The 12,428-nt window shown below is 35.0% G+C and carries 10 protein-coding genes; 3 read left to right on the forward strand and 7 right to left on the reverse strand.

The genetic code is table 11. The annotated features are described in order from the left end of the window. Nucleotides 1-3: 3 nt before the first annotated feature. Nucleotides 4-750 (forward strand): succinate dehydrogenase/fumarate reductase iron-sulfur subunit, encoded by a 747-nt coding sequence (locus NNL09_RS09580; protein ID WP_025665805.1) that lies wholly within the window; start codon nucleotides 4-6, stop codon nucleotides 748-750. A 240-nt stretch (nucleotides 751-990) separates the two neighbouring features. Here NNL09_RS09580 and NNL09_RS09585 read toward each other — a convergent pair whose 3' ends face one another. Further along, nucleotides 991-3,384: a M28 family peptidase gene (locus tag NNL09_RS09585; RefSeq protein WP_196911573.1), complete on the reverse strand. Its 2,394-nt coding sequence runs from the start codon at nucleotides 3,382-3,384 to the stop codon at nucleotides 991-993. Nucleotides 3,385-3,597: 213 nt separating this feature from the next. Here NNL09_RS09585 and NNL09_RS09590 point away from each other — a divergent pair, with 213 nt between their 5' ends. Continuing rightward, the gene (locus tag NNL09_RS09590; RefSeq protein WP_025665803.1) at nucleotides 3,598-4,068 is read left to right on the forward strand and encodes a CBS domain-containing protein; all 471 of its coding nucleotides are present in this window, start codon (nucleotides 3,598-3,600) and stop codon (nucleotides 4,066-4,068) included. 42 nt (nucleotides 4,069-4,110) lie between these two features. On the opposite strand, the gene NNL09_RS09595 is transcribed toward NNL09_RS09590, so the two are convergent. From NNL09_RS09595 to NNL09_RS09620, 6 genes are all read right to left on the reverse strand, one after another. Beyond that, complete coding sequence (locus NNL09_RS09595; RefSeq protein ID WP_025665802.1) at nucleotides 4,111-4,665, reverse strand: pyridoxamine 5'-phosphate oxidase family protein; 555 nt, start codon at nucleotides 4,663-4,665, stop codon at nucleotides 4,111-4,113. Nucleotides 4,666-4,709: 44 nt separating this feature from the next. Then, on the reverse strand, nucleotides 4,710-5,057 hold the full coding sequence (locus NNL09_RS09600) for a hypothetical protein (protein WP_025665801.1): 348 nt from the start codon (nucleotides 5,055-5,057) through the stop codon (nucleotides 4,710-4,712). Between the two features lie 62 nt (nucleotides 5,058-5,119). Further along, nucleotides 5,120-6,022 (reverse strand): histone deacetylase, encoded by a 903-nt coding sequence (locus tag NNL09_RS09605; protein WP_196911574.1) that lies wholly within the window; start codon nucleotides 6,020-6,022, stop codon nucleotides 5,120-5,122. Nucleotides 6,023-6,027: 5 nt separating this feature from the next. Further along, nucleotides 6,028-8,094, reverse strand: a complete 2,067-nt coding sequence (gene metG / locus NNL09_RS09610; RefSeq protein WP_196911575.1) for a methionine--tRNA ligase — start codon at nucleotides 8,092-8,094, stop codon at nucleotides 6,028-6,030. Nucleotides 8,095-8,196: 102 nt separating this feature from the next. Beyond that, a complete protein-coding gene (locus NNL09_RS09615; RefSeq protein WP_025665798.1) occupies nucleotides 8,197-9,807 on the reverse strand; it encodes a DUF1501 domain-containing protein in 1,611 nt (536 codons plus the stop codon). Between the two features lie 6 nt (nucleotides 9,808-9,813). Then, a complete protein-coding gene (locus NNL09_RS09620) occupies nucleotides 9,814-11,322 on the reverse strand; it encodes a DUF1800 family protein (RefSeq protein ID WP_025665797.1) in 1,509 nt (502 codons plus the stop codon). Between the two features lie 209 nt (nucleotides 11,323-11,531). On the opposite strand from NNL09_RS09620, the gene NNL09_RS09625 reads away from it, so the two are divergent. Beyond that, on the forward strand, nucleotides 11,532-12,428 hold the full coding sequence (locus NNL09_RS09625) for an LD-carboxypeptidase (protein ID WP_196911611.1): 897 nt from the start codon (nucleotides 11,532-11,534) through the stop codon (nucleotides 12,426-12,428).

The raw sequence follows: 12,428 nt of genomic DNA on the forward strand, positions 1-12,428 counted from the left end.
GCTATGAATCTTACATTAAAAATATGGCGTCAAAGTGATGCTAATTCCAAAGGAAAGTTAGTAGACTATAAAATTTCTGGAATAGAAGGGGACATGTCTTTTTTAGAAATGTTAGACGTGTTAAATGAAGACTTGATCAATAAAGGAGAAGAACCTGTAGTTTTTGATCACGATTGTAGAGAAGGAATCTGCGGTGCTTGTTCATTACAGATCAATGGAGAACCTCATGGGCCAGACCGTTTGATAACTACCTGTCAATTACATATGCGTAAGTTTAATGATGGAGATACGATCTATATAGAACCATTTAGAGCTAAAGCATTTCCGGTAGTAAAGGATTTAATGGTAGATCGTTCTTCTTTTGAGCGTATACAGCAGGCAGGAGGATATATTTCTGTTAATACTTCAGGAAATACACAAGATGCAAATGCTATCCCTATTCGTAAAGAAGATGCAGATGAGGCTATGGATGCAGCAACCTGTATTGGTTGTGGTGCTTGCGTAGCAGCTTGTAAAAATGCTTCGGCAATGTTATTTACTTCGGCTAAAGTTTCGCAATTTGCGTTGCTACCACAAGGTCAGGTAGAAGCTACAGAACGTGTACTGGCAATGGTAAACCAAATGGATGAAGAAGGATTTGGTAACTGTACTAATACAGGTGCCTGTGAAATTGAGTGTCCTAAAGGAATATCATTAGAAAATATAGCACGTATGAACCGTGAATATTTAAAAGCAAGTATGAAAGGATAGTTATTTTCTTTACGATTATAAAATAGAAACCGAAGTAGTATACGCTTCGGTTTTTTTAGCACATAATTTTTTTAAAATATTGATAATAAGCTATTTCATAGTAATTATTGATCTCAATTGGCCGTTTTTAAGCATTTAAAGTTGGATTTAAGCCAGTTTCTTTATGAAATAAGACTAATTCTTTTAAATTGTCAAAAAATAGCGATATGCTCACCAAAATCATATTTTTGAGTATGGTGTTTATTCATTTATTTCTTGGGCTTGGATAGGTGTGTTATCCAGTGTGAGTGTTGTATCAATTTTTTTCTCTTGATATTCTTCTATTGCAAAACCTTTTTTGATAACTACAGCATCATTTATTATAAATGGTTTAGGCATCATATTTTTATTTCTCGGTGGGATTGAGAAATGTTCATTGGTAAGCAAATCGTATGAAGATTCATATAAAACAAATTTTGGTAGTGAGTCCTTATGAAACTGCATTTGTAATTCTAACGGTTGATTTTTACTTACATAATAAGTAAGCAGATTTTGACTCCACCTTTTTGTAAATGCATTGTAGGTTTTGCCATTGGAGTAATCAAAATCTATTGCGGTTTCACCATTAACTCGTAAAGCGTTAAAATTAAACAGGGTTTCGGTATATAAATCAATCCTTTCGATATCTCGTTGGGGAGCAATACATAACTCCAGATGTCTCAGGTTTCCGATTATAGTATCTTTACTAATGTCTAATTTTGGTTGTCTTATGCTTTTGATAGGAGCTTGATTGGCATAAGCAAAAGATCTTCGATATTTACTTTGTAGCGTGTTTACATTATAAGTTTCGGCAATATTTTCTTCTGGGTTAATATAATTTTGTGTCCAAGAATCAAGAATATTATCATAAGAAGCCCACACAGCCTTGTTTTGATCAGCATCTAAGATGTAGACAAGACTATTAGGTTTTTGCCTTTTTTCTGTAAAATCTGATTTTATATGAGCAGCAATAAAGAAGACTAAACTTAGGAGGAGGCATAAATTCCCAAATAAATTTTTTCTTTGATAAAACCCAAAAATAGGGATTAAAATACCAAATAATAGAACCGATAACACAGAAGAAACAAAAAGGATTTTTAAACCCAAAGCTACAGGAAAAGCCGCAATAAAAGGAGATATAATAAAGATAGCAGGTAACGCCAAAACAACCATTAATACTGAATTAGGTCTTTTTTGACGAATAAGAACAACTAATGATATCAATCCAAATAATACAATAATTATAAAATAACTGGCCCCTTTAAGATATAAAGCCGCCATGGTACAAATAACCAACCAAATAAACAATGGCCCTATAAGTAAACTGGCTTGATTTTTACTTTTACTAAGTTTGGCATATACTTTAAAACAAATAGCAATTGATAATAATACAAAAACGGTGATATATTGATAACCATTATACGTAAACCCATGTTGAATTTCATTATAATGAGGATAGATGATCTTAATCAGTTGCCATCCACCAAAAGTTAATCCTCCTGCAAATATCAGGCATAAAAGAAAAGCACCTAATCCTATTAAAGCTTCTTTGAAATCTATTCGATATGCAAATTTTCCGTAAAAAATTAGTACTATAAATAAAATAATTGCAATAATTAATAAAGCATATATCCAACTAAAAGGGTATTTAACAAGATTAAAGATCGGAGCATTAAAATAAATGTAGTCTCGATCAGACTTAAGCACACTTAGGTCGACCTCAGAAAAATAAGAGAGTAAAGGCATTAAGTAGCTTCCTTGATGTTGTAATGTGCTTAGATCTAGATTTTGCCATGTGTCATTGGCAGTATGGTAATCAAAATGATCATCTATAAACGCAAAATTGAAGCCTTCGATATCTCCTTGTTTTCTTAAAACCGTAAGATCGGTATCGTTGGGCAGCATTTTGTAAATACTATATGCAAGAGAATTAGTAACAGGATATTTTACACCAGCTTTAGAGAATTCATCAATCATCTTTCCATTCTTAGCATTAGTTTCTATAAGCATATAAGAATTTCCACCGCTTCCTCTGGCTTCAAAATTAAGAGCAAGTCCGACATTTTTGGCCCAGGGATGTTTTTTTACAAAAAGATCTGCTCCAATAAGCCCAAGTTCTTCTCCATCGGTAATACAAATGATAATATCATTTTTAGGAACCTTATTTGTCGCCAAATATGCTCTGATTCCTTCTAGGATAGTTGCAACACCACTACCGGCATCACTAGCTCCGTATGAAGAATGCGGCGAACTATCATAATGAGACATAAGTACCAGCGACTTTGTAGAATTACTACCCTTAATCTTTGCGATGATATTTTTGGGTCTGCTTATTGCTCCGCCGTTAGAAACAGAAATGCCCTCTTGAATTTCGGGTTGTAACCCTAGTTTTTTTAATTCATTCAGAATGTATGTTTTTGTTTCTTCATGTGCCGAACTACCCAAATAGTGTGATTGTTTAGAGATATTTTTTACATGTTCTAAAGCACGAAGTGTAGAGAATTCCTGTTTAGAGGTCTTGAGATCTGTTATTTTTTGTGGCCTACTGCTGTAAAATGTGTAAACTAATGAAATAAAAATGAGGAGCAACGTAAGTAAAGAGGGAAACTTTCGCATGTGTGAATATTGGTTTAGGCTAAAGGTAAGAAATAAGCTACAATTATTAAAAATATACCTTCCGAAATGATATTTGATGATTTCATTCAATAGTTAAAAAATGATACAGTTAAAGGTATGAAAATTAGATTTTAATTACATTAAAATGAAAGTCTAACTTGATTAAGTTGTTGTAAATCACTATATTTAAGATTCACTAAATCACTAGATATTATGGGAATAATCAGTTTTCAAGGAGCTCGCTCTAAGACGAAGAAGCAGGATGAGACACTAATAAAAGTCTCTGATTATATGACAAGAGATTTGATTACATTTAATCCTGATCAATCGGTTATGGAGGTTATCGAGACATTAGTAAAGCATAAAATATCAGGAGGGCCTGTGGTTGATGATAACAATCAATTATTAGGTATTATTTCTGAAGGCGATTGCATTAAACAATTAAATGAAAGCCGTTATTATAATATGCCTATTGAAGATGCCAGAGTAGAAAAATTTATGGCTAAAGACGTAGAAACAATAGATGGTAATCTCAATATTTTTGATGCAGCCAACAAGTTTTTACAGACCAAAAGAAGACGTTTTCCCATTTTGGAAGATGGTAAGTTAGTTGGGCAAATTAGCCAGAAAGATGTAATGAAAGCAGCATTAAAAATGAATAGCCAAAATTGGAGAAACCGATAACCAAGCAATAATAGAAGCTAAGAATAACGGATTTAGTAACCTTTATTTATTATCAGATCCCGTTATTCTAGTTTCGAAACCATCAATACTAACAGCATTCTTTTCTTTTCGATAATTCTCTAGTCGCTCCTCTCCTTGTTTTTCGGACCAAGATTTTAATTGTGTTCTTTCTTCTTTAAAATCCATAAACGGAACAGCATATCCACAAGAAGTTTGTACCATATCTACCTGCATTTCAATAATTTGTCTTGAACCTATAATCTTAGGGAATAAATGAATATAATTATAATATGTTTCATCTTGTTTATGAGATATGCTAGCAGTTCCGTAAAGCCTTAAGATTAGAGGTTTCCCTTCAAAAGCACAGAATAGAATAGTCATTCTATTATTTTTTATGACATGGGCAGCAGTTTCGTTTCCACTTCCTGTAAGATTTAACCATACAATTTTGTTTGGTCCAATAACCCGAAATGTATCCATTCCTTTAGGAGAAATATTAACCCGTCCTTCATTTGCTGCTGTTCCTACAAAGAAGACTTTTTGTTTTGCTATAAAATCTTTTAATTCTGAACTTATCTCTGTTAATATTTTTGCCATTTTCTTATGATTAGAACCTATTTTGGTCAGAGAATAGGGTTAATTTAATTTCTTTTTACAATTGCATAAAAATCATTTTCTAACGGAAGATATCCTTGATCATACACAAAATAATAGGTGTTTCCGGTTTTGGTAACATAGATACTAGTGAAATGCTGAAAATCAAATCCCTTGGCCATCAGTTTTGTCTTAGTAGTTTTAGTTTTATCCCTTGGATTTAATTCTTCGAGAATGCGATAGTTTTTACGCAATAGATTATTGATATTACGGATCAGATTTTTACTGTCCTTATTGAGTTGATTATTATATGCATTACGACAGTAATCACCACAGAACTTTTTATCTGCTCGACCAACGATTTTATCACCACATACTGGGCATTCTTTTTGCATCAGAATATAATTTGATATGAAGATACGATAAATATCCGTTTACAAATGACTAATACTAAATATCAAAAGAAAATATCTTGCGCTAATCTGTAAGTGTTGGCATGTGCTTCTATTATGGTCTTGATATCTGGAGAATAACCGCCACCCATAGAACACATAATCGGGATATCGAGATCTTTACAGATCTGAAGCACAAATCGATCTCGTTCTGCACAACCAACCAGTGAGCATCCTAATTTTCCTAATTTATCGGTAGATAAGATATCTACACCACTTAAATAGTAGATAAAATCTGGTTTCTGATCTTTAATGAGTTGGGGGAGCATTTCTTTTAGGATTCTTAGGTATTCCTGATCTTCAGTTTGATTAAGAAGTTCGATATCCAGATCTGATTTTTCTTTTTTGAAAGGATAATTGTTCGCCCCATGCATCGAGAAAGTAAATACGGTCTCATCGTTTTCGAATATTTCTGCAGTTCCATTACCTTGGTGTACATCGAGATCTATGATCAGTATTTTTTTTGCTAAACCATGTTGCAAAAGATATCTGGCCCCAATTGCCTGATCATTTAATAGGCAAAATGCTTCCCCACGATCTGTATACGCATGATGAGTGCCACCAGCTATATTCATGGCGATACCATGTTGCATAGCATATTGTGAAGCTTTGATAGTACCATCAGCAATAATTACCTCACGATTGATAAGCTCTTTGGATAGCGGAAAACCAATTTTTCTGGCTGCTTTCGGGGCTAATGATAATTCGATAAGACTTGTATAATAATCTTTTGTATGAACCGCCAGAATAAGTTGTGGATCCAGAATTTTGGGTTCAAAGAAGTTCTCTTCTTTACAAGTCCCTTCATAAAGTAATTGTTTAGACAATAACTCGTATTTAACCATCGGAAACCGATGCTTTTCTGGCAAAGGATGCGTATAGATCGGGTGATATGCTATTTTGAGCATATAACTTAACTAATAACTGCCCCGGGGTTTACTCCATCCTCGTCAGGATTTAAGAATACGAGTTTTCCCTCAGGTGTTTCGGTCATTAAGATCATTCCTTCGCTTTCTACCCCACGCAATTTTCTTGGGGCAAGGTTAACCAATACAGTTACTTTCTTACCCACGATTTCTTCTGGAGAAAAGTGCTCCGCAATACCTGAAACGATCGTTCTGGTGTTGATTCCTGTATCTACTTTAAGTACCAAAAGCTTTTTGGCTTTGGGCATCTTCTCGGCTTCGATGATAGTCCCAACGCGAATATCTAATTTGGTAAAATCATCAAAAGTTGCTGTGTCTTTTTGTGGTTCTACCACTTTATTTTCGGCTTCGTTAGCTTTTTTAGTTGCTTCCAATTTGTCTAGTTGTTTTTGGATTTCGGCATCTTCGATTTTAGAAAACAGCAATTCTCCTTTCTCAATTTGATGTCCTGCCGGAAGAAGTACCTCTTTTGTTACAATTTCATTCCATTTGGATTGCTGATCGAGTTTCGAAAAACTGAGAATTGATTTTAATTTTCCTGAAGTGAATGGTAGAAATGGTTCTGATAATGTTGCTAATGCAGAAGCAATTTGCAATGCAACATACATTATAGTTTTCGTACGCTCTTCGTCTGTTTTAATCAATTTCCAGGGCTCTTCATCTGCCAGATATTTATTCCCTAATCGAGCAACATTTAATAGTTCCTGGCTTGCTTCTCTAAATCGATATCGTTCTATAGAACTTGCGATAACCGAAGGATAGGCTTTAAGCTCTGCTAAGGTTTGCTCATCAACTTCAGAAAAAGCATTTGGAGCAGGTACTACACCACCGTAATATTTATTGGTTAATACAACTACTCTATTAATAAAGTTTCCGAATATGGCAACCAATTCATTGTTATTTCGTGCCTGAAAATCTTTCCAGGTAAAGTCATTGTCTTTAGTTTCAGGAGCATTGGCAGTTAATGCATATCGCAATACATCCTGTTGATCAGGAAATTCTTCAAGATATTCATGTAACCAGACTGCCCAGTTTTTTGATGTAGAGAGTTTATTGCCTTCAAGATTTAAAAACTCATTTGCAGGTACGTTTTCGGGTAGGATGTAACTTCCTTCCGCTTTGAGCATACTTGGGAAAATAATACAGTGAAAAACAATGTTATCTTTTCCTATAAAGTGAACTAATTTTGTGCTTTTATCTTTCCAATAAGGTTCCCAGTCTTTTCCTTCTCGTGATGCCCATTCTTTGGTAGAAGAGATATATCCTATAGGAGCATCAAACCAAACATACAATACTTTTCCTTCTGCACCAGCTACCGGAACCGGAATTCCCCAATCCAAATCACGTGTTACTGCACGAGGGCGTAATCCATCATCTACCCAGGATTTGATTTGGCCATATACATTGGTTTTCCAATCTTTTTTATGCCCGTCGAGAACCCATTCTCTTAGAAAACCCTCATATTGATCTAGAGGTAAAAACCAATGTTTGGTTTGTTTTAGAATAGGCTCTGCACCAGAAATTGTTGATTTAGGATTGATAAGATCTGTTGCATTAAGAGAGCTACCACAATTTTCGCATTGATCACCATACGCCTCTTCGTGACCGCACTTAGGGCAAGTACCGACTACAAATCGATCTGCCAGAAATTGATCGACCTCTGGATCGTATAGCTGTTCTGATGTTTCTTCTATAAATTTACCATCATCGTATAGTTTCTTAAAAAACTCTGAAGCGGTTTCATGGTGAATAGGAGCAGAGGTTCTGGAGTAATTATTAAATGAAATTCCAAAATCTTCAAAAGACTTTTTTATAATGGTATGATACTTATCAATAATTACTTGCGGAGAAACCCCTTCTTTTCTTGCACGCATAGGGATAGCAGCACCGTGCTCATCACTACCACAAATAAAAGCAACATCATTGCCGGTCATTCTAAGGAAACGCGAGTAAATATCTGCTGGGATATAAACTCCTGCCAGATGACCTATGTGAATAGGACCGTTGGTATATGGTAAAGCTGCTGTAATTGTATATCTTCCCGTCGTGCTCATAATGCTAAAAAATAAGGCACAAAGGTAATAAAAACACTTGCAAAATGTAACCCTGCATCATCCAATTATTTTGAACGAATGCAGGGATTGTATTCATCTATTTTATGAAATCAAAATTGATTTACTATAATTGCCATTATTGGTCTGAATCTGATATACATAAGGACCAGTACTTAGCCTTGTATTTGCAGATTGTTTTACATCGATAACATGTTCTCCTTCTGTTAACACCTCATTTCTTAAGGTAGCTACTTTTTGTCCTACCACGTTATAAAGTGCAATATCTACATGGGTGGTTTCGGGATTTGCAATATTTATATAGGTTTGACTGTCACTATAGGTAACGATGTGAGTAATTCCTTCTCCATCGATAGGGATATTAGGATTAATACCAGAGCAATTGAATCCTAAATCTAAGGATTCAAAAGAACTACCCAGAAGGACTCTTCCTACAGTATTTTCATCAATACATAACCAATCTTTCATTACCGTGGCATACACTTGTCTAAAATCGGTAGTATTAAATACATTACCTCCACGAGTTAAGTTCGATAAATCCGGATGTTCTCCGGCAAAGCCACTTCCATTAAGAGCAGAGCCAAAAAACATGGTTGGTGCAGCAGTACCATGATCTGTTCCCAGAGATCCATTTTCTCTAAATCGTCTACCAAATTCAGACATAGTCATAGTAAGTACTTTGTCGTCCCATCCTGCTGCGGTAAGATCTTTATAGAAGTTACTCACGGCTTCAGAAAATGAATTAAGAAGCTCCTGGTGTCTTTGTATTTGATTGTTATGAGTATCGAACCCTCCTAAAGTCACTAAATATACTTTGGTTCCCAGGTTTCCTTTGATTAATCTAGCAATTATACTTAATTGTCTACCCAGACTATCATCAAGATATCCTCCAAAATCGGTAGATCTTTCATAAGCAGAACTAATTACATCGGCATAGGTAAATGTAGTATTCGTAACTTCTCTAAGATGTCGTACTCTATCGTCATACGTACATTCGCCCAGACCATCTAAGCTATAGGAAGTACCATTTTCTGCAATTTGCAATAACCTTCTGGGATCAGAAACGGCAAAAGAGAAGTCATTCTCTGGTCCTTTAAAAATTAAGTTCCCTATACTGCCTATCTGTATAGAAGGAGGACTAGCGGGTGGATTAAAAATATAATCAGGGTAAATTTCTTGAAAATATCTTCCCATAAAACCGGTTCTGTCTTCTTCTTCTAAATTAGTATTGGCATAGATATCAGAACCTCTAAAATGAGATAAAGATGAATCTTCGTATCCTACACCATGAACAACTCTCATCTGACCATCACCCCAAACACTTTCTAGCTTATTCATTGGTTTTGGCATGGCATAATCATCATCAAGTGTAATAAATTCACTTGGAGGGATTTTTATAAGAGGCCTGGCATTGGCATAAATATCATAATCATAAACAGGGATGATAGTATTAAAACCATCATTACCTCCTTGTAATCTAACAAGGATTAGTATATTTTCATTTGGTGCCTGACTAAGGGCTATTGACAATGGAGAAGGTCGAGAAACCGAAAGAGGTGTGTTCCCTAGCATCATAGATCCTCCACCTACCAGACCTAATGCCTGAAGGAAAGATCTTCTGTTCCATTTTATATGATCTTCGGTATTACAAGATCCGTCTTTTTTTATATTCTTGGAGTGATTAGTTTCGCACATAGGATTTTATTTAAGTTGGAATTCTGGGATTTCTGCAACGTAATCTAGTAAAGCAGCAAATTGCTGAGGTACTTGAGGAAAACCTAAGGTCCACGTACCATCTTCATAGTAATTGTCTGGGATACCATCAATTTTGAAAGCCCCTAAGGCTTCAGCAAAAGTAATGAGATCATTAATCCCTCTTGGAAAGAAATAATTTAGAATAGTTCTTACCACAAGATCTACATCTGCGGTGGACACTAACAGATTTCCATCGCTTTGTTCGCCGATTGGCATTCCTACTAAAAAATCTCTAAATTGTTCCTGATTTTGACTCCATGTGCGACTTACAATATATCGAATACTTTCCCAGCGACCGATCAATAAATCGGGGCTAATCCAGTCATCATCACCTTGCCAACCTTCAACATCTATTGGGTTTAATACGTCTTGTCCCAATGTGCGTACTGTATTTCGGTAAAAATCGATATGATCTACATCTGCAGGTAGTGCAAATCCTAATTCATTAAAAAAACTTATGTTTAAATCACATGGGCTTTTGATAATTGCCCCTATAGCTTCTATATTAAAAAAATGTTCACTTTTAAATAACTGGCGCAGTACAGCTGCTATCTGATAACCACTTGTAATAAAAGTTTGTACCATTTGGGCAACAATAGCATCATTACAGGTAGGGCTTACAAAATAGGTGTACAGTTTTGCGCAAATAAAAGTTGCAACTTGATTGCTTCTTTGTTGAAATAAAATATTAACAACATCGTCATAGGTCCAGTTTCCGGTCTGACCGAAAATAGTTTTAGACTCATTGCTAAACTGTCCCGGGTCAAACAGAATATCACCCCAGGTGATATCATTTGTATTAACGTATCCTGTTAACGCTTTTGCCGTTTCCTGAATATCGTCTTCTGTATATCCATTATCTACACCAAGAGTAAAAAGTTCATACAACTCTCGGGCATAATTTTCATTTGGTCTATCTCTTATATTTTCATCACCATTAAGATATACCAACATGGCATTCGATATACCTATATCGTATACAAAATCTCTAAAATTCCCCAAAGCGTGTATTTGAAGAAGATTGTAATACTGAGATTGATACGCGGGGCTACGATAGGTATCATCTTCGGTGACAAAATGATTACTCCAAAATAAGGTAAGACGTTCTCTTACTTTGTTTTGAATCAAATCATTTATCATTTGATTTTTTCCTTGGGTTCGATAAAACCCTATATCGTTATTGGGGTTAGCTGTCTCGGCAGCTTCAAATTGATCTCTATTCCATAAACCCCATGCTGGAGGGGGAGTGGCATTTAGAGCAATAGCATCATCAATAAGCTGATCAACCAATGCAGAAGGATTGTTTTGAGCCAAAGCAGCCAGAACCTCTGCTTTTGATGCTCCAAAAGCAATTCTACGATACAAATGATTTATTTTGCTTACGTTCCAGGGGTTACCTGGAGAAGGCACATATTCTGCTAGGGAAGCAAGATTACATGAAGTATCCGACATCATAGGCAATAGGGTTTAAAAGTAGAGTAATGGGGACAAAATTCCTTACAATATAATAGATTATAACGAAAGTATTTGTTAATTAGTATCTCAAAATTGAAAAAAAACAAAAAATGAACCTTATAAGAAGTCGTTGCTGTCTATAAGATGAATGTTTTTTATCATGATAAATCTATTGCACTACTATTAAAAAAATAAACTCAAGAGTGAAAATACTAGAACCAGATTTTGTTAAAAAAGGAGATAAAATTGCTATTGTTTCTACAGCAAGAAAGATTAATTTAAAGGAAATAAGAGAAGCAGTAGCGCTATTAGAAAAATGGGGGTTAGTCCCCGTGATTGGTTCAACGATTGGAAAAGAAGAAAATCAATTTGCGGGATCTGATCAGGAACGAGCATCTGATTTTCAAAAGATGTTAGATGATAAGGAAATTAAAGGGATTTGGTGTGCAAGAGGAGGCTACGGAACCGTAAGAATCATCGATAAAATTGATTTTTCAGATATGTTGAAATCCCCAAAATGGATTATAGGATATTCTGATGTTACTGTGCTTCACTCTCATCTACATAAACTAGGTATATGCTCGTTGCATGCGCCTATGCCAATAGATATTCATAAAGGAACAGAGGCGTCGATAGCCTCGTTAAAAGATACTGTTTTTGGTAAAAAAGTTAAGTATAACATTTCTTCTTCTAAAAAAAATATTGTAGGAAACTGTAGAGGTTGGTTAATAGGAGGTAATTTATCTATTTTATATTCTCTATGTGGTTCTGCGTCATCTATAAACACTTCTGGCAAAATTTTATGTATAGAGGATCTCGATGAGTATCTTTATCATATCGATCGTATGCTACAAAACCTTAAACGTAATGGGTATTTCGACAATTTATCTGGATTGATTGTCGGAGGAATGACCAAAATGCATGATAATAATGTTTCCTTTGGCAAAAAAGCCAAAAGGATTATTCTCGATATTGTACAGGAGTATGATTTTCCGGTAGTGTTTAATTTTCCAATGGGACATGTTGAGGATAATAGAACTTTGATTATGGGCGCAGAAGCTTTTTTACAAGTAGATAAGGATCAAGTAACATTAGAATATATATAG

Source organism: Aquimarina sp. EL_43 (assembly GCF_943422735.1).
GTDB classification, from domain to species: domain Bacteria; phylum Bacteroidota; class Bacteroidia; order Flavobacteriales; family Flavobacteriaceae; genus Aquimarina; species Aquimarina megaterium.

Coding starts and splice junctions, on each gene's coding strand:
- NNL09_RS09605 (WP_196911574.1), bottom strand. CDS start 6,022: ATGCTCAAAATAGCATATCACCCGATCTATACGCATCCTTTGCCAGAA.
- NNL09_RS09600 (WP_025665801.1), bottom strand. CDS start 5,057: ATGCAAAAAGAATGCCCAGTATGTGGTGATAAAATCGTTGGTCGAGCA.
- NNL09_RS09615 (WP_025665798.1), bottom strand. CDS start 9,807: ATGTGCGAAACTAATCACTCCAAGAATATAAAAAAAGACGGATCTTGT.
- NNL09_RS09590 (WP_025665803.1), top strand. CDS start 3,598: ATGGGAATAATCAGTTTTCAAGGAGCTCGCTCTAAGACGAAGAAGCAG.
- NNL09_RS09620 (WP_025665797.1), bottom strand. CDS start 11,322: ATGATGTCGGATACTTCATGTAATCTTGCTTCCCTAGCAGAATATGTG.
- NNL09_RS09585 (WP_196911573.1), bottom strand. CDS start 3,384: ATGCGAAAGTTTCCCTCTTTACTTACGTTGCTCCTCATTTTTATTTCA.
- metG (WP_196911575.1), bottom strand. CDS start 8,094: ATGAGCACGACGGGAAGATATACAATTACAGCAGCTTTACCATATACC.
- NNL09_RS09580 (WP_025665805.1), top strand. CDS start 4: ATGAATCTTACATTAAAAATATGGCGTCAAAGTGATGCTAATTCCAAA.
- NNL09_RS09595 (WP_025665802.1), bottom strand. CDS start 4,665: ATGGCAAAAATATTAACAGAGATAAGTTCAGAATTAAAAGATTTTATA.